The organism is Sphingobium sp. 3R8 (genome assembly GCF_020166615.1).
GTDB classification, from domain to species: Bacteria; Pseudomonadota; Alphaproteobacteria; order Sphingomonadales; family Sphingomonadaceae; genus Sphingobium; species Sphingobium bisphenolicum.
In genome coordinates this window covers 17,946-39,737 of the sequence record NZ_JAIQXR010000028.1, presented here as the reverse complement: position 1 = coordinate 39,737, position 21,792 = coordinate 17,946, and the positions used below count along the sequence as shown (strand labels likewise).

Annotated in this window: 21 protein-coding genes; 6 read left to right on the top strand and 15 right to left on the bottom strand. The window is 61.3% G+C overall.

What is annotated here, in order from left to right; all coding sequences use genetic code 11:
• Window positions 1-8 precede the first annotated feature (8 nt).
• Window positions 9-1,406: a phospholipase D-like domain-containing protein gene (locus K9B33_RS20590; protein WP_224550987.1), complete on the top strand. Its 1,398-nt coding sequence runs from the start codon at window positions 9-11 to the stop codon at window positions 1,404-1,406.
• Here the strand turns inward: K9B33_RS20590 and K9B33_RS20585 are convergent.
• Genes K9B33_RS20585 through K9B33_RS20575 form a run of 3 tightly spaced genes read right to left on the bottom strand, consistent with a single transcriptional unit; the run spans window position 1,390 to window position 3,757 of the window.
• On the bottom strand, window positions 1,390-1,962 hold the full coding sequence (locus tag K9B33_RS20585; RefSeq protein ID WP_224550986.1) for a DedA family protein: 573 nt from the start codon (window positions 1,960-1,962) through the stop codon (window positions 1,390-1,392). The genes K9B33_RS20590 and K9B33_RS20585 overlap by 17 nt on opposite strands.
• Window positions 1,959-3,395 carry a YncE family protein gene (locus K9B33_RS20580; RefSeq protein WP_224550985.1) on the bottom strand — a complete coding sequence of 479 codons (1,437 nt, stop codon included), beginning with the start codon at window positions 3,393-3,395 and terminating at the stop codon, window positions 1,959-1,961. The genes K9B33_RS20585 and K9B33_RS20580 overlap by 4 nt, the downstream gene beginning before the upstream one ends.
• Entirely contained in the window at window positions 3,392-3,757 is a 366-nt protein-coding gene (locus K9B33_RS20575) for a DUF305 domain-containing protein (protein ID WP_263499663.1), read from the bottom strand. The genes K9B33_RS20580 and K9B33_RS20575 overlap by 4 nt, the downstream gene beginning before the upstream one ends.
• A 200-nt stretch (window positions 3,758-3,957) precedes the next feature.
• On the opposite strand from K9B33_RS20575, the gene K9B33_RS20570 reads away from it, so the two are divergent.
• From K9B33_RS20570 to K9B33_RS20550, 5 genes are all read left to right on the top strand, one after another.
• Entirely contained in the window at window positions 3,958-4,554 is a 597-nt protein-coding gene (locus tag K9B33_RS20570; protein ID WP_224550983.1) for a uracil-DNA glycosylase, read from the top strand.
• Between the two features lie 83 nt (window positions 4,555-4,637).
• A complete protein-coding gene (locus tag K9B33_RS20565; protein ID WP_224550982.1) occupies window positions 4,638-5,507 on the top strand; it encodes a LysR family transcriptional regulator in 870 nt (289 codons plus the stop codon).
• Window positions 5,504-6,658 carry a TDT family transporter gene (locus K9B33_RS20560; RefSeq protein ID WP_224550981.1) on the top strand — a complete coding sequence of 385 codons (1,155 nt, stop codon included), beginning with the start codon at window positions 5,504-5,506 and terminating at the stop codon, window positions 6,656-6,658. Before K9B33_RS20565 ends, K9B33_RS20560 begins: the two co-directional genes overlap by 4 nt.
• Window positions 6,659-6,743: 85 nt before the next feature.
• Window positions 6,744-7,994, top strand: coding sequence for a molybdopterin-dependent oxidoreductase (locus K9B33_RS20555; RefSeq protein ID WP_224550980.1), 1,251 nt, complete (start codon window positions 6,744-6,746; stop codon window positions 7,992-7,994).
• An 11-nt stretch (window positions 7,995-8,005) separates the two neighbouring features.
• Window positions 8,006-8,482: a hypothetical protein gene (locus K9B33_RS20550; protein WP_224550979.1), complete on the top strand. Its 477-nt coding sequence runs from the start codon at window positions 8,006-8,008 to the stop codon at window positions 8,480-8,482.
• A gap of 112 nt (window positions 8,483-8,594) precedes the next feature.
• Here K9B33_RS20550 and K9B33_RS20545 read toward each other — a convergent pair whose 3' ends face one another.
• The 12 genes from K9B33_RS20545 to K9B33_RS20490 all read right to left on the bottom strand — a co-directional run bounded on the left by K9B33_RS20545 (window position 8,595) and on the right by K9B33_RS20490 (window position 21,195).
• Complete coding sequence (locus tag K9B33_RS20545) at window positions 8,595-9,332, bottom strand: LPD7 domain-containing protein (RefSeq protein WP_224550978.1); 738 nt, start codon at window positions 9,330-9,332, stop codon at window positions 8,595-8,597.
• Window position 9,333: 1 nt separating this feature from the next.
• Complete coding sequence (locus K9B33_RS20540; RefSeq protein WP_224550977.1) at window positions 9,334-11,154, bottom strand: type IV secretory system conjugative DNA transfer family protein; 1,821 nt, start codon at window positions 11,152-11,154, stop codon at window positions 9,334-9,336.
• On the bottom strand, window positions 11,126-12,139 hold the full coding sequence (virB11, locus tag K9B33_RS20535; protein ID WP_224550976.1) for a P-type DNA transfer ATPase VirB11: 1,014 nt from the start codon (window positions 12,137-12,139) through the stop codon (window positions 11,126-11,128). The genes K9B33_RS20540 and virB11 overlap by 29 nt, the downstream gene beginning before the upstream one ends.
• Window positions 12,136-13,335, bottom strand: a complete 1,200-nt coding sequence (gene virB10, locus K9B33_RS23200; protein ID WP_224550975.1) for a type IV secretion system protein VirB10 — start codon at window positions 13,333-13,335, stop codon at window positions 12,136-12,138. The genes virB11 and virB10 overlap by 4 nt, the downstream gene beginning before the upstream one ends.
• A 1-nt stretch (window position 13,336) precedes the next feature.
• Window positions 13,337-14,179 (bottom strand): TrbG/VirB9 family P-type conjugative transfer protein, encoded by an 843-nt coding sequence (locus K9B33_RS20525; RefSeq protein ID WP_224550974.1) that lies wholly within the window; start codon window positions 14,177-14,179, stop codon window positions 13,337-13,339.
• Window positions 14,176-14,868 (bottom strand): virB8 family protein, encoded by a 693-nt coding sequence (locus tag K9B33_RS20520; protein WP_224550973.1) that lies wholly within the window; start codon window positions 14,866-14,868, stop codon window positions 14,176-14,178. Before K9B33_RS20520 ends, K9B33_RS20525 begins: the two co-directional genes overlap by 4 nt.
• 399 nt (window positions 14,869-15,267) lie before the next feature.
• Complete coding sequence (locus K9B33_RS20515) at window positions 15,268-16,275, bottom strand: type IV secretion system protein (protein WP_224550972.1); 1,008 nt, start codon at window positions 16,273-16,275, stop codon at window positions 15,268-15,270.
• Window positions 16,276-16,631: 356 nt separating this feature from the next.
• Window positions 16,632-17,348, bottom strand: coding sequence for a type IV secretion system protein (locus tag K9B33_RS20510; protein ID WP_224550971.1), 717 nt, complete (start codon window positions 17,346-17,348; stop codon window positions 16,632-16,634).
• A 12-nt stretch (window positions 17,349-17,360) separates the two neighbouring features.
• Window positions 17,361-19,751, bottom strand: coding sequence for a VirB4 family type IV secretion/conjugal transfer ATPase (locus K9B33_RS20505; protein WP_224550970.1), 2,391 nt, complete (start codon window positions 19,749-19,751; stop codon window positions 17,361-17,363).
• Complete coding sequence (locus K9B33_RS20500; RefSeq protein WP_164546165.1) at window positions 19,744-20,088, bottom strand: type IV secretion system protein VirB3; 345 nt, start codon at window positions 20,086-20,088, stop codon at window positions 19,744-19,746. The genes K9B33_RS20505 and K9B33_RS20500 overlap by 8 nt, the downstream gene beginning before the upstream one ends.
• Before the next feature lie 55 nt (window positions 20,089-20,143).
• Window positions 20,144-20,512: a TrbC/VirB2 family protein gene (locus tag K9B33_RS20495; protein WP_224550969.1), complete on the bottom strand. Its 369-nt coding sequence runs from the start codon at window positions 20,510-20,512 to the stop codon at window positions 20,144-20,146.
• On the bottom strand, window positions 20,509-21,195 hold the full coding sequence (locus K9B33_RS20490) for a lytic transglycosylase domain-containing protein (protein WP_224550968.1): 687 nt from the start codon (window positions 21,193-21,195) through the stop codon (window positions 20,509-20,511). Before K9B33_RS20490 ends, K9B33_RS20495 begins: the two co-directional genes overlap by 4 nt.
• Window positions 21,196-21,792: the final 597 nt, after the last annotated feature.

Here is a 21,792-nt window from a genome sequence, read left to right as displayed (position 1 = left end):
ATCGTACGATGATCTCCATCCCGAACCTGACGCTCGCTTATCTGCTGCTCGAATGGGCGATACGGCTCATCATGGTGGTGGTCATTCCGCTGCGACGTCCGCCCGAAGCGGCACGCAGCTGGCTGCTACTGGTTCTGTTCCTGCCGGTGCCCGCCTTCATCCTGTACCGCCTGATCGGCCGCGCCGCGTTCCCGTCCTGGCGGCGGGATCGCTTCAGGCGTGCGGCGCCGGAGCGGGAGAGCGCCGCGCAGGCGCTAACAAGCAGTAAAAGCGCGCCTTCGCGGACAGCCGTGCTTGCACAATGGCTGGGCGGGTTTCCGAGCTGTGGTGGCAATGCCCTCTCTCTGCTGGAGGATTATGACGGCGCGATCGCCGCTATGGCGGCAGCGATAGATGCGGCCCATGTTCGGGTTCATCTGCTGACCTACATCTTGGCCGACGATAGGACGGGACTGAAAGTCGCAGATGCCCTTGGCCGCGCCCGCGCGCGGGGCGTTGATGTCCGCGTGCTGATCGATGCGCTAGGGTCGCGCCCCTGGGTGAAGCGCAGCCTGGCGATGCTGGCGGACCGAGGCGTCACCGCCCAGCTGGTCCTACCAGTTCGCTTCGCAGCGCTGCGCCGTGCGCGAAGCGATTTGCGCAACCACCGCAAGCTATGCCTGGTAGATGGCATGGTCGCTTTCGTCGGATCGCAGAATATCGTGAACCGTGATTTCAAACCCGGGATCGTCAATGACGAACTTGTCGCCCGGGTCGAAGGCCCGGTCGTCTGCGCGCTCGATGCCGTCTTTGCCAGCGACTGGTTTCTTGAGACCGAACAGACCATCGCGGTGTTGCCCTTGCCCGACGTCACCGGCGCCTCAGAGTTGCAGGCGATGCCCAGTGGCCCGGACTACCGCGTGCCAGGCTATGAGCGATTGCTCGTCGAACTCGTTCACGAGGCGCAAGAGAATATCACCATCGTCTCGCCCTATCTGATCCCCGACGAGGCCCTGCTGACCGCGCTCAAGAACGCGGTCGCACGCGGCGTCGCGATCGACCTTGTCGTTTCGCATGTTGTGGACCAGCGGCTCGTGAACCTTGCCCAGCGATCCTATTACACCGAACTGCTCGAGGCAGGCGTACGCCTCCACCGCTACCGCGACAGGTTGCTGCACGCGAAGAACGTATCGATCGATGGCCGCATCGCCGTCATCGGATCCAGCAACGCTGATGTCCGCTCCTTCATGCTGAATGCGGAGATCAGCCTGATCTTGCATGATGAAGCGTCCGCCGGACCTCTCGCGGATGTCCAACGGGGATACATCCGCCGAAGCGACCGACTTTTGCTGGAGGAATGGCGTGATCGCCCGCGTGTTTCCCGCTTCTGCGAAAATCTGGCTCGCCTCGTCAGTCCCTTGCTGTGACCTCACGCCTGCGGTGCCGGAAGTGTGCGGCAAGGCCGACGAGGAGCAGCACCGCGAGTACGGGCAGCAGAACATGGCCCACATCGCGGACGCGGCCAAAAGCGGCCTCGATGCCCTGACCGAACAGGTAACCGAGGGTCACGAAAACCGTCGCCCAGACCACGGCCGCCAATGCGTTGATAGCCATGAAGCGGGAGGCAGGAAGCGCTGTCGTGCCGATCGCGATGGGGCTGACAGTACGCAGGCCATATAGAAAGCGGAACCCGAACACGAACAGCACTGGCCGCTGCTCGAACACATCGATGGCGCGGCGGAACGCGGCCTTCTGCTGGACGCGCCGAACATAGCGATGATCGCGGGACCGGCGGCCGAGGGCAAAGAAGATCTGGTCCGCGATAAAGGACCCGAGTGCTGCCGCCGCGATGGCCGCCGGGTACGCGATCAGGCCACGATGGACCATCACGCCGCCCAGCACGACCACCGTCTCGCCCTCGATCCCGGCGCCGAGGAACAGAGCGGCAAAGCCGTACTGGCTAAGGACCGCTTCAAGCGTCACGGCTTCTGCCGCTGGACCACCGCGCCTGCCTCATCCGGCGCGCCGGAACGGATTACGAGGAAGCGGCGCTCTGCAGGCGCGGCGTCCTTGACGATCTGCCGGATCGGGCCAACCGCATTGACGATCGCCGCGCCTGCCGGATTGGTCATGAACTTGGCCAGCGGCTCGACCGTACCGGTACCATCCTGACGCGCCGCCAGACCCAGCGTAAAGGTCTGCTTGGGCGCCAGTCCGGCGACCGCGGCCTGCAGGATCTGCACCTGGCCCTGATCGAACAGCGACACCTGGCTCTGTCCCTGACCTTCCAGCACGACCTGCACTTTGCCCTGCGCCTTGGCGAGCGGCACGAGGTTGTCGAGGCCTTGCCCTGATGGCACGGCACCGGGAACATAGGCGACGCCTTGCGGGCCCTGTCCGATCGGGATCGTGGCAATGACCTTGTTCGTGGCCGTATCGATGACGGCGACCGCATCGTCATTTTCCAGCCCGACATACATCCGGCTGCCGTCGCCTGAGGGCCAAAGGCCGTGCGGCAGGGCGCCGACCGGCACCGAGGCAATTTCCGAAAAGTCGTCGGTGCGGAAGACCCTGACGATATTCTGCGTGCCGACCGTGACATAGGCGAACTGGCCTTTTGGTGTCCTGGCGATGTTGACGTGGTTGGTGATCGGCCCGGTGTCGATCGTCTTCCGCACGGCAAAGGGCGGCTTGGCATCGAAGACCATGACCTTGCCGACGTCCTTGAGCGTCAGCCATACCTGCTTGCCGTCAGGCGTGGCGGCGATGTCCGGGCAGAACGGGCTGTCCTGCTTCACACGGCCAACGATACGCTTTGATCTGGTGTCGATGACGACGGTTTCTGGCGAGAAGCTGGAACAGACGTAGCCGTATTTCCCGTCGGGAGAAAAGATTGTCATGCCTGGTCCGTTGGGCACGGCGATACGCCCCGTCTCCTTGAAGGTGGTTCCGTCGAGCACGGCGATATAGTCCTCGCCGCGCACGCTCACCCAGACTTCTCGGCCATCGGGCCGGAAGAAGGCTTCATGCGGCGAGCGCCCGACATAGGCGGTGTGCTTCACGGCATTGGTCGCGGTATCGATGAAGCTGACCGAATTGGACCCGATCGACACGACCGCCAAGGTCCGGCGATCGGGCGAGAAGCCCATGCCATGCACCAGAAGCTGGCCCCGATAGAGCGGGCTGAGATTTGCAGGCGTGGGATCGCCGAGCTTGATGACACCCAGCAGCGTGTTCGTCGACGGATCGATGACCGATACCGTGTTGGAAAACTGGTCCGAGGTGTAGAAACGGTCCTGCGCACTGACTGCTCTGTCAGGCTGGGCATTGGGGACCTGCTGCGCAGTTGCCGGGAATGCGACCAGTGCAGCCGCTATAGGCAAGGTGCGCGACGCGATGCTCAGCGTCTTCTTCATTTGTCGTCTCCCATGTGATGGTGCGCGCCGGCAGCGGGGCCGGTCTTTTTCGCGAGAATGTCCTGCATGACGGCGATCTCCTGCCGCTGCTCGACGATAATGCCCTGAGCCAGACGGCGCAGGCGCTCGTCTTTTCCGTATCTGAGTTCCGCCTCTGCCATCTCGATCGCGCCCTGGTGATGGGGAATCATCATCGCGGCAAAGTCGCGGTCCGGATCGCCGGTTGGCGCAATCATCATCGCATGGTGCATCCGTTCCATGGAGGCTGCCATCTGGCTTGCAAAGCCATCAGGCGATGCCGCCAGTGCGGCCGCCGATGCTGTCGCCGCGCAAAGGCCGGCCAATCCCCATAGCAGTTTCAAGTGAAGCCCTTTCGACATGGCGTTCCGGCGATAACGCCCACAGCGGACGCAAGTGTCATCGTCGCAGCGTGCAACGGAAAAAATGCGAGCTGTTGAGGAGCAGGCGCGTCAACGCATGCGTTGCCTGTCGAACACATGGCGCAACACTCGCCATCGATCCAACCGATGGTTTTTGTAGTTTCAATAGGATTTGACGATCAATGGTCTGGCTGGATGATCCCGCGTTGATCGCCGAACGCAGCGCAGCACTTGGTAAGCCGCACATCGCACCGCTGGAGATATGGCGTGAGGGGCTCGTTGGCGCAGGACACCCGGTGCCGCATTTCGACCCGTTCGATGGCGGCATAGACGCGCGCCTTCTCCTGCTTCTTGAGACGCCGGGACCCGGGCCCGATCGCACTCGCTTCGTGTCGCGGGACAACCCGTCAGGCACTGCTCGGAACCTTCGCCGCTACCTTGAGGCAGCAGACATTGGCCGAAACGACGTAGTTCAGTGGAACTGCGTGCCCTGGATCGTCCACGTTCCCGGCGCCCGCAATCGCGCACTGCGCCGCGCAGAGATTGCCAAGGGCCTCGCAACGCTCCCCGGCCTGCTTGCGAGACTGCCGTGCGTGCGGGTCTGTATCTTGGCGGGACGGGTGGCGGCGGAGGCGAAAGCGCTCATCGAAGAGGCACGGCCCGACGTATCGATCATCACTATGCCCCACCCCAGTCCGGCCAATGTCTGCACCAATCCTGATGTCGGCCAACGGATCGCGAGCGCGCTGGCGGCCGCCAAGAACGTCCTGATCGAATGATCTCCCATTATGATTGGAATGATACAATCAATGCGTTGGAGTGATTGATCGGCCTGCGGTATCAATGGTGACAGGAGATCACCATGACCCTTGAACAATTACGCATCTTCGTAGGCGTTGCCGAACGCGAACATATGACACGGGCCGCCGAGGCACTGGGCGTGACCCAGTCGGCCGCCAGCGCCGCGATTGCCACGCTGGAAGCTAGGCACGACGTGCCGCTATTCAACCGCGTAGGCCGCGGCATTGAACTGACCGAGGCGGGTCGCATGTTCCTCGACGAAGCACGCGCCGTCCTTGGCCGCGCCGCAACGGCGGAGCTGACGCTTGCCGAGTTCGGTGGTCTGAAGCGCGGAACCCTTCGCCTTGTCGCCAGCCAGACCATAGCCAGCTACTGGTTGCCCTCACGCCTGGCCCAATTTCACAGCCGGCACCCCGCGATCCGCGTCGAATTGGCAATCGACAACACCGAAGGTGCGGCAGCGCGGGTACTGGATGGCCGCGCGGAACTGGGCTTTGTCGAAGGTTCGATCGACCAGCCCGCACTCGCCCACTGGAAAGTCGGCGAGGACCGGATGCTGCTGATCTCGGGGCAGGCTGTTGATGCCATCGACGAGGACTGGGTGCGCAGCGCCAACTGGATTGTGCGGGAGCACGGATCCGGCACACGATCGAGTTTCGAGGACGTCCTGCGACAGCGAGGCATCGATCCGGCAGGCCTCAACATCGCCATGACGCTGCCGTCCAACGAAGCGGTTCGTTCTGCTGTCGAGGCCGGCGCGGGCGTCGCGGTCCTGTCCGAACTGGTGGTGCGCCGCGCGCTTGCCGCGGGGCATCTTCACGAATTGCCGCTCGCGATGCCTGCCCGTCCATTTGAAGCGTTACGCCACAAGGAGCGGTATCGCACTCGGGCGGCCGACGCGCTGACCGAACTGGTCAAGGAGTTTGGATGATGACCGCGGATATCAAGCCCATCCTCGAAGGGATGCGCCCACTCAGCCGGCTCGATCACCCGCGCGAGATGATCCGCCAGTTCACGCCCAACTGGTTTGCGGCCACCATGGGCACCGGCATTCTCGCGCTGGCTCTGCCGCAGGTGCCGGGCATCGGCGCTTCGCTCAAGCCGGTGGGAGAAGTGCTGTGGTTCTTCAACATCGGGCTCTTCAGCCTTTTCACCGCGCTCTATACCGCCCGCTGGATCCTGTTCGGCCACGAAGCCCGGCGCATCTTCGGGCACAATACCGTATCGATGTTCATCGGCACGATCCCCATGGGCCTCGCCACGATCATCAACGGCTGCCTCGCATTCGGTATCGCGCGGTTTGGCGAGGGCATCGTGCCTGTCGCCACGGTCTTGTGGTGGATCGACGCCGCCATGGCGGTGAGCTGCGGTGTGCTGATCCCGTACTTCATGTTCACGCGCCACCAGCATTCGCTCGACGGCATGACGGCGGTATGGCTGCTGCCGGTCGTGGCCGCCGAAGTGACCGCTGCCAGCGGAGGACTGTTGGCGCCGCATCTGGCGCAAGGCAGCGCGCAGTTCGGGATGCTCGTCACGTCCTACATCCTGTGGGCCTATTCGGTCCCGGTAGCTTTCAGCATCCTGGCATTGCTGATCCTGCGCATGGCGCTGCACAAGCTGCCGCATGAGGGCATGGCCGCATCAAGTTGGCTGGCACTTGGCCCGATTGGCACCGGCGCGCTGGGCATGCTGGTTTTGGGCGGCGATGCCCCTGCGATCATGGCTGCGCATGGGCTGGCAGATGTCGGCGATGTCGCTCAGGGTATCGGCACAATCGCCGGCCTGTTGCTCTGGGGGTTTGGCCTCTGGTGGCTGGCACTCGCCTCGCTCATCACCTGGCGCTACTGGCGGGCAGGTATCCCGTTCAACCTTGGCTGGTGGGGCTACACCTTCCCGCTAGGCGTCTTCACCGTCGCAACCTTTCGCCTTGGCACGACCCTGCACCTTGCCTTCTTCGGTATCGTCGGCACCGTTCTGACCCTGGCGCTCGCCCTGATGTGGATGGTGGTCGCCGCCAAGACCCTGATTGGCGGATGGCGCGGCAATCTGTTCGTATCGCCCTGTATCGCCGCCACAAACTGATCGGGCATTGCGATCAGTCACAGCGTTCTGATCGCTTGCTTCTCACAGCAGCACCCGCCACCATTTTGCCCGAGAGGATACGACCATGGACAGACTGGATGCCGAGCTCGCGGCCGAAACAAGCCGCCGCCGTTTCCTGCAGAATGCCGCTCTCGGCGGGGCAGCTATCGCCGCCGCGCCCGCTCTGGCGCAAGGCATCACGCAGGGTCTGACCGACCTGCATCTGCCCGGCGGCAATGCGCAGCGCCCGATGACGAGCGCTTTTCCTGGCAAGGGCAGCATGATCCTCCAGCGCGTCCATCCGCCGTTGCTGGAAACGCCGATGGATGTGTTCGACCGAGATGTGTTCACCCCCAATGACCAGTTCTTCGTGCGCTGGCATTGGGCGGACATCCCGACCTCGATCGACGTCGATGCCTTCCGCCTCAACGTGCGAGGTCATGTCAACAAGCCGATCGCGATCAGCCTCGAACAGCTTATGCGCCTACCACGGGTCGAGATGGCCGCGGTGAACCAGTGCTCGGGCAATTCGCGCGGGCTGTTCCAGCCCCGCGTCCCCGGCGCGCAGTGGGGCAACGGTGCGATGGGCAATGCAAAGTGGCTCGGGGTGCGCCTGCGCGATGTGCTCGATCTGGCCGGGGTGAAGGCGGGGGCCGTCCAGGTTCGTTTCGGGGCGCTTGATCAACCCGTGGTTGCAGGTGCCCCGGACTTCGAGAAGGCGCTAGACATCGATCATGCCCGCGACGGCGAAGTGATGATCGCCTTCGGCATGAACGGGATGCAGTTGCCGCTTCTCAACGGCTTTCCGATCCGGCTGATCGTGCCGGGCTGGTATTCCACCTATTGGGTCAAGATGCTGAACGACATCGAGGTCCTGCCTGGGCCTGACGATGAATATTGGATGGCCAAAGCCTACAAGATCCCGGCAACGCCCGGCGCCAATGTAAAGCCCGGCGCCAAGGACTTCCCGACCGTTCCGATCAACCGCATGATCCCGCGTTCGTGGGTCACCAGTCTGGGCGAAGGTCAGCGGATCGCACACGAGGCTTCAATCCCGCTCGGCGGTATCGCCATGGGGGGTGACTGCGGCGTGGCGCGGGTCGATGTGTCCACTGATGGCGGCCGCCACTGGTTCGCGACGAAGCTGGGTCCGGATCATGGCAAATACAGTTTCCGGCGGTGGGACGCGCAGGTTCCCTTGCCCGGCCCCGGACAGACTGCGCTCATGTCGCGCTGCTGGAACACTGCAGGCGTCGCACAGCCGATGGCGCCGATCTGGAACCCCGGCGGTTTTATGCGCGGCAATATCGAAACCACCACCATCGTGACGGCATAAGGAGCTCTGGCATGAAAGCGCCAACCCCAGGCATGCTGGCCGCCGGACTGCTCGGCGTCACTGTCTTCACCCTCATGATGGTGGGACCACCCGGCAGCTATTCCCCGCCGCCCGAGCCACAATCGACTGGCCCTGCGCCCAGCAGCATTTCCGTGAACGGCTTTACCCTGACCTCGGATACTGTCGATCTTCCTATCGATGAGCAGCAATATCCCGATGGCCCTCATGCCGATGTCATCAATGCGAACTGCACGTCCTGCCATTCGGCCAGCATGGCGATGACCCAGCCCGTGCTTTCAGCGGACCAGTGGAAGGCCACGGTCACCAAGATGAAGGATGTCTACAAGGCTCCCGTGGCGGACAAGGACATTCCGGCTATCGTCGATTATCTGACGGCAATGAGCGTCGCGCAGGATGGGCCGCCGACCGGAAAGGCTCAGGATACTGCTGCTAACGCTGCGCCGGACGCCTCCGGAGGGACCGGTTGAGGCGCCAAGCTGCGTAACGTCTGCTTTCGGGCGCAACCCTCGGAGCTTTGAGCGGCGGGAATGGGCGCCGAGCTGCCGTTTAAAGACTAACGGGTGTGCCATGTGGCACACCCTATCGGCCCCCGATCGAGCGCGACTTCTGCAATATCTGGTCTTGGGCCATCTCCCGCACTCGCTGATCCTGTCGAGCCTTCACCTCAACACCTGAGATTGTCTCCCCACGCCCGATGCGCGCAGCGACATCTTCCTTGCGTTCAGCGATGAACTCGTGCTGCCGCAATGGCTCGCTGGGAAAGCGTTCAATCGCTATGGCCATGGCGAGAGCAACATGGCTTTGGGCTTTACGCAATTCGGGGTCTTTGGCGTTCTGAACATCGGTTTGGCGACGAAAGCGCTCGGCAAGATCCCTGCGTGGGTCGGGCTGTTCATTGGTGTCCCGTGACTGGTTGGCAGTGCGAGGCGCCTGCGCGGTCGGGGCTGGCTTTCCTGCCTGACGCGCCAGTTCACGGTCTGCGGCAGCCTGCGTTTTGGAATCTGGTGAATAGTCGTCAATTTGCAGGCCTTGGGCAGAAGCGGCGAGAAACGCTGCACGTTTGAACTCTTCGTCGCCGCTGATCTTTAGGGATGTCCAACCGTTCTCCTTGGCGAGCCTGATGAGATCAGGAAGAGCGGCCTGATCCTTGGCCTTGATGCGATCGGCGGTAATGGTCGCGACCGGCTCCTTATCATGCGCGCTGCGATAGAGCTTGTCGCCGACACGTAGGAAACGGCTTTCCAAGTCAGCCGGTATTTCCATCTGCCGCCTGCGCCGATCGCCCTCGGCTTCAATATTGTCGGTCCGGTCCACCATGTTAATGCTCCTGTTCGATCACACCTACACGTTCGCTTCCGCGCTGCTCGGCCGCCACGTCGATGAGCATGTCGGGCAAGTCCTGGATGACGATGCAGTCCATTGCGAACTCCATCGGGTCGGGGTCGGTAAGCTGGTCGAACGTGGGTTCGACACAGCCGGGGAGATCCTCGTCATCATGTATGATCCGCGGGATCATCGCGACCTCTGGGGCTGCCATGACGCGGCTGCGGAATAGGCCATCTGCATAGTAGCGGATCTTATCGCCGTGGATGGGAGGGATGCCGCCTCGCAGCAGAATCAATTCTTCCTGCGGGAACTGCATCAGTTCCTGGGGGAGGAGCAGCGCGCGGCGCTGGTCGGACATGGACTTAGAACGGTTCGCCAATATGCCATGTATCGTGAGCGATTTGGTGATTGCCTCCTGGCCCACATATCCAATCCGCTCAGACAGCTCGTTGGCGACCCGCAATTCCTTCGGCGTGAAAGCGACCTCCACACCGCAATTGGCTACGATTTCGTTCGCCACATGCTCGCCATAAACGGCGCGGAGCTGGGACCGTGACTGGATGACCGGAAGCAGGCGGATGCCGTAGCCCGCCACATAGGAGAATGCGCTGGCGATCACCTGAGCACGGCCGATACGCGCGAACTCGTCGAGAATGACCAGAACCTGATGCGGCGTGCTTGCGTCAGGCAGCGCGCGGACATTCAGGTCAATGAGCTGCTGGAACAGCAGATTATAGAGGGGGGCAACCCGATCCAGCTCATCCGGCGACACGCCTAGGTAGATCGACATCGGCTTTGTGCGCAGAGCGCGCAGGTCGAAATCGCACTCTTGGGTTGCCGCATCGACGCGCGGATTAAGCCAGAGGCTCAGTTTCGATGTCACGGTCTGCACGATGCCGGCAAAGGTATTGTCGGCGGCCGAAGTGAAGTCGGCCAGCGCGTTGCGGCAACCTTGGGAAAGCGTCAGCGACCGATCATCCAGCACACGGCGGAAGAAACCGCGCGTGTCGCCGTTTGTCATCAAACGGTAGATGCCGCCGATCGTGAACGTCTGATCGGCAACCGCGAGATATGCGCCTACGCCAACAAATGCGGTCCGCGCGGAATCCGTCCAGAAGGGTTCCCCGCGTTCAGGCGGTACGAACAACATGGTGGCGATCTTCTGAAGCTCGATCACGACCTGATCGGGATCACCCCGGTTGATGTAACCCAAGGGATTGTAACGCGCTGTCCGTCCCTCTGGATCGGTTGGATTAAACAGGTAAACGGCTTGGCCGTGCTTCTGCCTGAAGCCGGCTGTCGCATCCCAATTCTCTCTCTTCACGTCGAGAACGACGACGGAATCCTGCCATGAGAGCAAATTGGGAATGACAATGCCGACGCCCTTGCCGGAGCGGGTAGGGGCTTCAACGATCGCATGTTCGCTCCCGCCGAAGGTGAGGAATTTGCCTGCCCGCTTGCCAAGGACGATCCCATTGTCTGCGCGAAACCCCGCGCGGCGGATCTCGCTCTCCTTGGCGAAGCGTGCTGCGCCATGGAGGGGCGGCTTTCGTCGGGCGAGCCACCACAACATGATCCCGGCCAGAACCAGCCCGACGACCATGCCGGCACCCAGCGCCTTCAGGACGACTGGATCATGCCGATAATACCAGAAGAATGCCGGCATCCTGAAAGGGTCGAATTTTGCGCTTGGCAGATCGAGATAGAGCCAGGCCACGACCGACCCGATGGCAAAGGCCAGTATCAGTGCGAGCGGCACGCCGATGGCGAGGATCGCCTTTCTATTAGGCGGCATGGCGGCCTGCCGGATCATAATAGATTTCGGTCATGCGGAATTGGCCGTCGACCTTCTTCATCTGGACGACCACATCGACGAGGATCTTCAATAGCGAACGAATGTCCTCGCGAGCCAGATCGGAGCCTCCCTCGCTTTCTTTGACAAGCAGTGTCAGTTGCTCGAACGCCAGTTCGGCGGAGTCCGCATGGATTGTGGTGATCGACCCAGGATGTCCGCTGTTGACGTTGCGGAGATAGAAGAAGGCTGTTCCGTCGCGTAGCTCCTGAAGCAGAATGCGATCGGGCCGCATGCGCAAGGCGCTTTCCAGCAGCTCCTTGGCCGTCACCTTCGCCGTTCCAGTGCCATCCTTGCTGTAAATCATATGGACGACGTTCTTGTGAGGTACGACCAGCTCTCGGGTATCCTCGATCGTCAGAAGCCGTTCGTTTTCCGGGATCAGCTTGATGAGACCCTTGGAAAAGGTGGTCTTGCCCGAGCCGGTAGCACCCGAGATCAAGATATTGAGACGGCTCCGCACGGCCAGCTCGAAAAACTCGACATGCCTACCGGCGTGGAGGAGCCCCTGAAGCCGCTCTTCAACGCTGCTGACCCGCTTGCTTGCCACTTTCGTATCAGCGAACAGGCCGCTCGCCTCGAAATCGGCCATCGACATCGTTTTCGTGGATGGCTTGCGCACCGTGATCGATACTGTCCCGTCGGGAACTACAGGTGGAAGCACCAGCTGGACACGTTCGCCGGTTGGAAAAATGGTCGAGCAGATTGGGGTTTCGCGCGATACATCCTGCGATGTGAACGCTGCTGCTGCCCGAGCCAGTTGGTTGAGCGATTCAAGGGTCAATGCGCCTTCGCGCTCCCACGTCCATCCACCCCGGCGCTCGATGCCGATGATTTCCGGCTCATTGATGACGACTTCAGTTACATCGTCATCGTCGAGAAAGCGGCGGAGCGGGCGAACGGCGTGATCGAGGATCGCTGTGTTGCGGAACGCCGCCGAGGTCATTTGAGGCTCAGCCCATAGACCTGCGAGAAATCGAAGTCCTTGGCCACGGTGATGGCCAGTTCCGTCCCTTGGTTCACGCGTACGATCGGCCGTATCTGTTGGGTGTCCTGCAACACCTGCGATGTCGTGTCGCCGGGAGTGCGGAAGACGGTGGAGCCAGCGGGGCTGACGGCCTGGCCTGCAATCTGACCGCCAGCATCAAGCACACTGAAGAGCATCGCGGCACCGAAGCGTTGCCAGAAGAAGCGATCGATCTTGCCCGTGATGCCGGAACGGCCGACTGGATCGGAAGCAGGCGAGCCAATGTCGATGGCAACACCGCGCGGTGTCACTGCACGGGTCCACATGGCGAAGAGGCGATTTTGGCCGCGCTGCAATCCGCCTTGGTACTCGCCGAATACGCGCGTCCCCTTTTCGAGCAGCACGACACGGCCGTTGTCCGAATAGATGTCGCGCGGGATGATGCAGGTCGTATAGCCTGGCACGCTGCTATCCATCGCGGTCTGAAGAGTACACGGCAGGATGGCGCCAGCGGTAACGAGATAGTTGCGGTCCCCGATCATCCGCGCAGAGGCCGTGCTGATCGAGGAAGTTTGCTTCAGGCCGTCCAGCTTCGTGGCAGACGGTCGACTATTATCCGACCCGCCTGGGGATGGCGGCAAATCAGCGCGACCATCGTCTTGAGGGCGCGCCAAACTTTGATTGGCGTTGTAGGCAATTAGTGTCGACCGGCGCGCATTGTCGCTGAGCTGGCGTGCTTCATTGGCGCGGCGCTCAGCTTCGCCTGCCTGCCGACTTTGCTGTCCACCTGACGCGCCATAGGGCGTGATAGGTTGGCCGTCAGGTCCGATCGCCGGCACCTGATCGCCGGCTAGCTGGACCGGAGCATTGGGATCGCGTGGCGCTGTCGCCAGCGTGGGTGCAATGACCGTGTTAGGATCATAGGGGGCTTCTGCCGCAGCAGGGGGCGCCTTTCGTTTGGCTTGGATGGCTTGGTTGTTGCCACCCGAACCTGTGATGAGGGTCAGGATGGTGAAGATGGCCGCGCCTCCCAGCGCTGCGCCAACGATCATCTTCTTATTGTCCCACTGGACGGCGTTGAGGGAAGGAATGCGGTTCGGGCGATCGGCTGCCGGTGTGCGGTCGATTTCGTTCACGTCAGGCGTCGCATCGACGTCAAATCTTTTGTCCGTCACGTCAGTTCTCCGTCGTGCGCTCGACCACTTCCGATGCCGTGTCCGTTTTCGGATCACGGCCATAGAAGGTGGGATTTTCGTTGTAGATGCACAGGACGACCTTGCCCCGGCGCAGCCGCATTTCCTTGTAAACGCCGTGGATGACGACGAACTCGTCTCTCACGTCGAAAGGTGCGGTTGCCTCGCTCCCGTCAGGGTTAACGGTGAAGATGGCGGGAATCTCACGCTGGTTCGGGAAGCGTAGAACAGTGAATTGCCCGTTGTCGCTTATCTCCGACGGTTGGAGATCGGACGCGCCCTGCACCTGATAAGCGAGGTTGCGCTTGCCTTCGAGCACGCCAATGTCGAGGGCGGTCTTGATCGCCCCGTTCTGCATCTCCAGCGCCTTGGTAAGCTGAGCACGCTGGGCCGCAAGACGAGCTTCCTGCGCTTCAAATTCGGGATAGCGCAGGCGGACCTTGAAGAAGGTGCCTGCGGATCGAGCGCTCGCTACAGCCGCCAGCTCGAACGTGTAGTTACGCTTGGTTCCCTGAAAGTCAGTGACGACGATCAGGTTGGTAGCCCCAGCACGCTCACGCGGCTTCACGAACAGCGAATTTTCCGCCGGGGCCACTTCCCAGGAGACGGTATCGCCCATGGCCACGAACTTGATGACCTCGCCTGCGGCAAATTCGATTTGCGTTGCCGTGCGGAAGGCGCTGCGGATCGCGATCACATTGCCGTCGGTATAGTTGACCTCGCGGATACGCATGTCAGGGCCAAGTTGGCGCGGTGTCTGCTCGGCCATGGCCGGCAAGGATACGAACACGCTGATCGCGGTCGCCATGAGAAGCGTAGTTTTCATCGCGTCGGAACCTCCGCATCGGCCCGATAGGATCTAACCTGGAATCCTAGCGGGTTGGCATATCGTCCAGATTCCGTTTCCGGCTTCGACAGCACATCGAAAGTGATCGTCGCGATGGCGGGCGTCTCGATCACCTGCTGGTCGCGCTCTAGCCGTTTGACGAACCGTACTTGGGCGACGTTCGGCGAGATGAACGCTACCGAGCGGATCGCCACGAACACGGAGTCATTGGCCGTGAACTGGTTTTGCGGAGAGTCCGGGTTGTCTTTGCGATAGAAGGTCGTCCAGCGGGTCTGTTCCTCACGGTTCGATAGGGCCAGCACCTTACGGAAGAACTCTTCCCGCGCTTGAGGAATCCACCCTTCGCGATTGCGCACGTAGTCAGCGAGGAAATATTTGCGAACCGCCTCGTCATAGGTGATCGTCTTGTCGCCGCGCAGCTCCTGCGTGACGTCGGTTGCCCCCGTCGATCGGTCCACTGTCACGACGTAAGGCACGACGGTTTTGAGTGGCGACAAGGCCATCACCGATCCCACGCTGACGACAGCCAATGCCGACGCGACGCCGGCAACGATCCATGCCACCCGGCGCGACCGCGCAGCGGCAACGAACCTGTCCCGGTCCCAGCTTTCCGCTTCCGCGAAATATGCCTTCAGGTCTTCGTCCTGATCTCTTACGCCGATCGCCATATCAGCAGCTCGCAAATTTGGGAGGGAGCGCCGCCCTGGCGCTTGAGGAAGTCGTTACCGCACCGATCGCCGGTACTTTGTCAGTCCGCGACGTATCGGCTCCCAACGGGGGATTGGGCGGCGCATCAGACGGAAAGAGATTTGTCGCAGGCGGCGCCGACGAGTTTGGCTCACCCGGCGTTTGGGGTGTGCCATGTGGCACAGGTGGCCCTGCCGGACTGGCTGAGCGATCCGGGACCGTTGGCAGGACGCTTCCATAAGGGTTCGCTGGACGCCTATGCTTGCCGTTGCAGCGGGCCAGCTTTTCATCCTTCGCCGCGCTTGCTGGCATCGGAGATGTCAGGGATGCAATAGCGAGAACAGCAAAGGCAGATGTGATTTTCATTCCATCTCTCCGAGCTAGTTGGTGCGGCTAAGCGTGCCGCCAGTGGCACGGCTTCCTGAGCCGCCACGGCGGCCCGCGCGCCATGCGCGTGCAACAGCGTTCGATGGCGCGTTGGACATCGCGCGTCCGATCATGGGCCCAACATTGCCGGTGGCCGCATTCGCGAACTGCGTGGCGAGGGATGCGCCACCTCCTCCGAGACCGGCAGCGAGGCCCGGAATTTGGAGGAAAAAGAAGAATCCCAGCACATAAAATGCGATAGCTCTAATCGCGATGACCGGAATGTTTGTGTCCCCGGTGAAGGCTTGGCTCATGAAATCTTCGCCAGTGTTACGGATGAAGATTGTTAAGAGGAGTGCGAACGCAACCAGCATCACGTAGTTGATGACTGATCCAAGCCATGAAAAGAAAAAGGATCGGGTCGATTCGAATAGCAGTGCCGCAACGAATATCGGGCCAACCACTGCTAAGAGTGCCAATGAGAATAGCGCGAAGGCGCAAATGGTGAAGCCGAGTGCCGCTGATAGAATGGCGAGTACCATTAAAATGAGGCAGTAAATTCCGGTGAAAAATATCTCGACTATATTATTTGGTAGCCCAACGAGATTTTTCCCCGCAGCGGCTGTTCGGGCGTCCTGAATTTCTGTAATTTTGACTACGGTGTTGGATGCACCCCTGACGATCTGGTCGAAGAAGTCGCCAAGGCCATTAACGCTTGGCCCTCCAACCGCAGTCGCTACGTCACGCGGTAGCCCATCCATGGTGAAGAGGCTTACGGATGCGCCGTATAAGGTCGTGACAGCGAAAACGAGCGCCGCCAGTTTCATCCCACGATAGACAAATTCGCGGAACGGATATTCGACTGCCCCACGAAGGATCGCGAGGCCCAGCAAGATAATATAGATTGTCACGCCTACCCGAAGGGGGCCTGAAATCCAGCCCACCACACCGGCATAGGCAGCGATAACGCCAGCCAGTGCATCGTTTAGGTAAGTGAACATGGTCTGGAAGAGGTTTCCCACTATCCTACCCCTTACTCGGTGGTGTGCATGGAAACTGGGTCAGAGACCCATTCCTTTCTTGAAGTCGTCTCGGTCTTTTCGAGATTTCAGCAGCTCATTGGCGCTATCGACGTTGTTGCAGGTAGACACGACGATTGATGGCCAACTTGCAGGCGGCCGCTGTGAGGATTTCCACTGAGCACAGACCGTTTCCATCTCTCCGCGCTCGGGCCGATGGTCGGCATAAAATGCGACATCACGAAGGGGCATGTCCGACCGGAGGCCATCGCCAGCCTGTTTTTCCTCCGACTTCGTACAGCCAGCGATCGCCATGACGGCCAAAGCAATGCCCAAACACCGAATAGTCACAAGGGGCATCAATCGATTCCCATCCCAGCTTTGAAATCAGCACGGTCGGACTGCTGCAAAGCGACATATCGCTGGTAATCAGCCTCAGCCTTCGCACGGCGCTGAAGCTCCACTGCTTGTAACGCCATCTGGTCGTTCATCATCTGCGCCTGTTCCAGTTGGAGGCGAGCAGACATATCGGCTCGCTCTGCAGCCGATGTCGCACTGCCAAGGCGGCCGCGAAGCTCTTCCAGCCCTTCGCGGCGGCTTGTCACCGCATCGCCGACGTTGCTGGCAAGGCCGGTAGATACCGCCGCTTCGCGTGCGCCCTGCTCATAGGCGGCGCGTTCGCTTTCGGTGGAGGCTTGTGACGAACGCCCGATGAGATCCTGATAGACATCGTTCGCCTTGCCGCGCAGGCCGCCTACGACATCGACGTTGCCGCTCGTGTAGCCGTCAAGGCTGGACGACGAGACATCGCTTGTGCGCAGCATGTCGCTCTTGAGCTGGTTGGCAACATTGCTGATGTCGGTCGCCTTATTAAGATCGCGATACAGCGATTGCGCCTGCTCGATCTGCTGCTTGCCTTGGAGGATGGCCTGGCGGGCCTGCTCCAGTTGCTTGATTTGCTGCGCAAAGGCCCGTGGATCGAACACGATCCCGGTGCCAAGCTGGGCCTGCGCCGTCCCGGCGCACATGAGCGCTGACCCCGCCAGCGCGATGGTGACACCCTTCAAACGACGCATGTCATTTCTCCTTCAGCTTGGGCGGCGACGTTGGTGGAAGATCGGGAGCCAGGTCGCCGGGTCCGGCCCAAATTCGGCAGCGGTTTCGATCGCGATGGAGGTGGTTTCCGTGCGGCCCGACAGCACAGCCAATTCATCGTCGAGGCCGGTCAGGTCCAGCTCGACAACCACGCTGTCATGGCCCTGCTTCACTAGAAATTTGCGGGATTCCGGGGAAAGCTCATCGCGGATGAGCTGATATTCGGCGTCCGTCAGCGAGAACCCGTCAACATAATCGCGGCGTGCGCCCTTGGGATTTGGTAGCATCACCTGGGTCGCGACCTGTTCAAGAATTGAATGGGCAATATCGCTCTTGAGCGCGTCAGCCGGCGACTGCGTGGCAAACACCATCAGCGCGTTGCGCTTCCGGTAAGTTTTCAATCCGTCCTGAGCGAAGGAGCGAAATGCCTCGTCGCCCAACGCCTTCCAGAACTCGTCGACGGCGATGATCGTGCGCTCGCCCGTCAGCAGCTTGTCGATCCGGTGGAAGAGGTAAAGCATCACCGGCGCGCGGATTTCGCCATTATCGAGAAAGTCCGTCATGTCGAAGCCGATGAAGCGGGTATCGAGCGTCATTTCGTCGGCCGCATTGTCGAAGACCCACCCCATCGATCCCCGCGCCGTCCACTTCTCCAGACGCGCGCCGATCCCACTGGCGTCCGCCATGCCCAGCATGGTGCGCAAGGCGTCGAGTGATCGATCTTCACGCGGCAGCCTCATCACTGCCGCAATCCCCTCGTCGATCATCCGCTCTTCTTGAACAGAGATCGCGCGGCTCTCCGTGCGAACCAGCTGGCGCACGAACAGCGACAGCCAAGTCCGGTCTTCGGCAGTGTTCTCCAGTGCCTTTAGCGGTGCGAAGCCGGTGGGCGTCCCATTCGCCAAGGCGAGATATGTGCCCCCGGATGCCAGCACGAAAATCTGCGCGCCGCGATCCTTGTCGATGAATATCTGCCTCGCGCCCGTCTTTTCTGCCTGCGCCATCAGGAAATTGACGATGACAGTCTTGCCCCCTCCAGAGGGGCCGATGACCAAAGTGTGCCCCAAATCGCGCTTGTGGAAGCTGAAGAAATAGGGGCTGCGCGCACTCGTCTTCATGAGGGCGATGGCGTCGCCCCAATGATTGCCCGTGGCGAGGCCCGCTGGATAAGTGTGGAAGGGGGAGAAGGCAGCGAAGTTGAGCGAGGTGATGGGCGCTGGCCTTGCCCGCCAAGCGAAATTGCCGACAAGCTGGCTCCAATAGGCCGCCTCCAGCGCTGCCCCCTCACGGGCCGCTACCATGCCGGTATCGGCAAGAGCGGCGCGCGCGATCGACATATTATCGCGCAGGCCCTTCAGGCTGTCGGAATAGACTGCCAGCGTAAAATGATGGTCGCCCAGCACAAAGCGGTTCGACATCAGATCGTCGGCGGCGTCTTCGAGATCGAGCATCTGGCTGACGGCACGATCGTCGGCGTTTTCCATCTGCTTCTGGCGCAGCCGGAACCGCTCCGATGCGGCAGCACGGCCTAGGAACGTGAAGGATTGGGTGAGGACAAAGCCGAAGTCGACGGCGAGCAGCGATTCAAACTGGCGCGGTGTGGTGTAGGCCGGATATTCGCGAATGCCGAAGATGCCGCCAAACGCGCTGCGATCGGCATCGCGGACCTCTACTGTCTCGCCGCCGAAGATGACGCGCTGACGGTATAGCGCACTGCCAAGGTGCCCGCGAATGATCGGAACCCGGCGATGCCGACCCGTCATCACCATTTCCGCGACTTCCATGGTTTCGGAGAATTTCAGGCCGTTATGGCCGTAGATCGCCAGTCTGCGCGGCGAGCAGCGGTCCATCAGCTTTTCGAAATCACGCGCCTTGTCTTCCAACGCTTCGAGCAGATCGGCATCGATCGTATCTGCCTCTGCGCTCGCACGGGCTTTGCTCTTGAAGAGCTGGACCAGCTTGTCCGCGCCGTGGATGGCTGGGCGCAGCACCAGGGTTACGAAGAAGCGGTTGATGAACATCCGCTCCTTGTTCATCCGCGCAAAATAGGCGGCATCGAGATCGCGCGCAAAGCGGGAGCGGAAATTGCCGCCGGGATATTGTTCGACCCGCGCCCTAACCAGATGCGTCCAGATCGACAGCCGATCATCGTGCAGATTGCGCAGCATGCCATTGAGTTTGGCGTGCCAGTCATTGAGATCGCGCACGTCGGCGGTCTCGAAGGCACGCCCCTGTAACTCGAACGTCAGCATGATGGCGCCGGAATCGAGTGCGACCACCTCGTCAGTGACATGGCGCGCATAGGGCAGGAACTTGGTCGGCAGCACTTCCTTGAGCGCCACTTTCATAGGCACCTGGTCGGACAGGCGGCTCGCTTTAGGCATGGCGGCCGAACCCCTTGCGCTTGATGCCCTTGAGCGGGAGCGGCGTGTAGCTGGACCCGCCCCAGAAGGCGCGGTTGCGGTTCGCTGCCTTGGTGCGTCCCCACAGGAAGATCAGCCGGAACGCGTTGACGTCATGTCGCACGATCAGGCGCGAAATGCCGAACAGCACTGCGGCGATGACCGCTGCGTAAACCGGATTGTTGAACCCGATCAGCACGATCACCGAGGACAGGAGGATGACGACGGCTGCCTCGATCGGGATGCCAGCGAAGAGTGCAGGTCGCGTGACCGCCAGAAACAGCGGATTGCGGGCCATGATTTCCCGATCGTCATCCATGCCACGTCTCCACCTGATAGGGGTAGTGGCGGGGCACCCTCGCCCCGCCGTAGGATCAGCCGGCGTTGAGCTGATCGACGATCCAGGGCGCCGAGAAGATCAGCGCGATGCCGATGATGACCGTCACCAGCGCGCCCGTGTTTACCCGCCCTGTCAGCCAGCCAAATCCAGCGGCAATGATCGCCAGAATGGCGACCGTGCGCAGGAGGCCATTACTGAGCAGGTTCAGCACAGACTGGCCAAAACTTTCGAGGTTGGTTTGCGCCAGCGCCGGTTCTGCCGAAAGCAGCAATGCCAGTGCCACCAGGCCGATCATCGACAGGAAGCGCGCCAACTTGCGGTGGCGAGCCGACATCGCATCGATGCGAGCAGCGACGCGCGATCGGAATGGAAGCGTCGGCACGCCGAGCGACACAAGGTTCATCGGTTGTCTCCTTCTCCGGCGAGCCTCGCTCGCTCAAATTCCGCCTTCGCGAACACGTCCCACGATGGCGGCGGGGGGATGGGGGTGGCCTGCGCCTGCCCCGTGTCGGACGTGTTTTCCTCGACCAGTGCGGCCAGCATCGTCGCCGGGGTCGACCCGGCGGCATCAGGGGCACTGGAAACGGTCACAGGCTGCGCAGTGACGGGCATGGCCGTGTCGGCGATGCCGGCATTATCGACCACGCGGCCGACATAGCCATTGGCAAAGCCCCGCGATTGCGAGCCGGTGTTGTACATGGAAAGCGCGATGCGCAGCGCCCGTTGCGGATGATGGGCGCCCCTCACCTGCCGGTAATTGCCAGCGAGCACGGTGCCGGTGGCTGCGAGATTGGTGCAGGGTTCGAAGACGGTATCCCACGTGAGGCCAAGCGCCTTCATGTTTCGGGAGTTGATCTGCCCAAGCCCCAGGTCGACCGAGTAGCCCTTGGCGACATAGGCTCGCGATACCGCGATTGCCTGCGCCAGCGTTGTTGGCTGGGCAACCTTGCGCGCCAATCCGTTGACGTTGATCGCCAGTTCATAGCCCTGGCTTTCGGTCTGGACGATCGCCGCAATCGTCTCTGGGGCCACGTCAGGCGCGCATTGCGCGGCGAGACCCAGAATTGCTGCGGCGGAGAGCGTCACATCACCCCTCCCGCCGAGTCAAAGCGTCAGGACGGATGTATAGCCGCCTTGCTCCAACTGCGCTGGAAGCGAGGGGAAATTCGGCTGAACGTGCCGGGTGAACTGCACTCGACGCGCGATATGGCGCGATGCACAACACGAATGAACACAAGCGATTTGCCATGTTTTCACTCCATTTGTGAAAACAGGCTATGTTAAGAAATCTGCCTTGGCCACCCCGAAAGCGACAAAGGTTCATTCCGGATGGATCAATCTACCCCGCTAAAATGTCGCCTCGTCCCTCATGCCGGGATATGGGTGCAAGCTTATTACGCCTTCGTACCCATAGCCCATAATGATATGTCGGATCGCTGAAGAAGCGCGTTTATACAATCGGATGCGCTTCTTGTCGTATAGACCTACATGAAAGAGCGCGGTCCCGCGCCAGCTCACGCGGATATTGATATGCCACTTGCCGGTGTCATGCTGGCAGACGTGAACATCGGTGATCGTCCCACCTGGAGGGCGTTGCGTCGTGAGTTCGCGTTCCAAAAGTAGCTCTAATTCCATTATCGTCCTACAAGCGATTTATTATGTTTTCGCTGGTGTCACATATCG

What these genes read in the sequence shown, in the direction of transcription:
- K9B33_RS20590 (WP_224550987.1), top strand. Translation starts at nt 9, where the DNA reads ATGATCTCCATCCCGAACCTGACGCTCGCTTATCTGCTGCTCGAATGG.
- K9B33_RS20580 (WP_224550985.1), bottom strand. Translation starts at nt 3,395, where the DNA reads ATGAAGAAGACGCTGAGCATCGCGTCGCGCACCTTGCCTATAGCGGCT.
- K9B33_RS20570 (WP_224550983.1), top strand. Translation starts at nt 3,958, where the DNA reads ATGGTCTGGCTGGATGATCCCGCGTTGATCGCCGAACGCAGCGCAGCA.
- K9B33_RS20565 (WP_224550982.1), top strand. Translation starts at nt 4,638, where the DNA reads ATGACCCTTGAACAATTACGCATCTTCGTAGGCGTTGCCGAACGCGAA.
- K9B33_RS20560 (WP_224550981.1), top strand. Translation starts at nt 5,504, where the DNA reads ATGATGACCGCGGATATCAAGCCCATCCTCGAAGGGATGCGCCCACTC.
- K9B33_RS20555 (WP_224550980.1), top strand. Translation starts at nt 6,744, where the DNA reads ATGGACAGACTGGATGCCGAGCTCGCGGCCGAAACAAGCCGCCGCCGT.
- K9B33_RS20550 (WP_224550979.1), top strand. Translation starts at nt 8,006, where the DNA reads ATGAAAGCGCCAACCCCAGGCATGCTGGCCGCCGGACTGCTCGGCGTC.
- K9B33_RS20545 (WP_224550978.1), bottom strand. Translation starts at nt 9,332, where the DNA reads ATGGTGGACCGGACCGACAATATTGAAGCCGAGGGCGATCGGCGCAGG.
- K9B33_RS20540 (WP_224550977.1), bottom strand. Translation starts at nt 11,154, where the DNA reads ATGATCCGGCAGGCCGCCATGCCGCCTAATAGAAAGGCGATCCTCGCC.
- virB11 (WP_224550976.1), bottom strand. Translation starts at nt 12,139, where the DNA reads ATGACCTCGGCGGCGTTCCGCAACACAGCGATCCTCGATCACGCCGTT.
- K9B33_RS20525 (WP_224550974.1), bottom strand. Translation starts at nt 14,179, where the DNA reads ATGAAAACTACGCTTCTCATGGCGACCGCGATCAGCGTGTTCGTATCC.
- K9B33_RS20520 (WP_224550973.1), bottom strand. Translation starts at nt 14,868, where the DNA reads ATGGCGATCGGCGTAAGAGATCAGGACGAAGACCTGAAGGCATATTTC.
- K9B33_RS20510 (WP_224550971.1), bottom strand. Translation starts at nt 17,348, where the DNA reads ATGCGTCGTTTGAAGGGTGTCACCATCGCGCTGGCGGGGTCAGCGCTC.
- K9B33_RS20505 (WP_224550970.1), bottom strand. Translation starts at nt 19,751, where the DNA reads ATGCCTAAAGCGAGCCGCCTGTCCGACCAGGTGCCTATGAAAGTGGCG.
- K9B33_RS20500 (WP_164546165.1), bottom strand. Translation starts at nt 20,088, where the DNA reads ATGGATGACGATCGGGAAATCATGGCCCGCAATCCGCTGTTTCTGGCG.
- K9B33_RS20495 (WP_224550969.1), bottom strand. Translation starts at nt 20,512, where the DNA reads ATGAACCTTGTGTCGCTCGGCGTGCCGACGCTTCCATTCCGATCGCGC.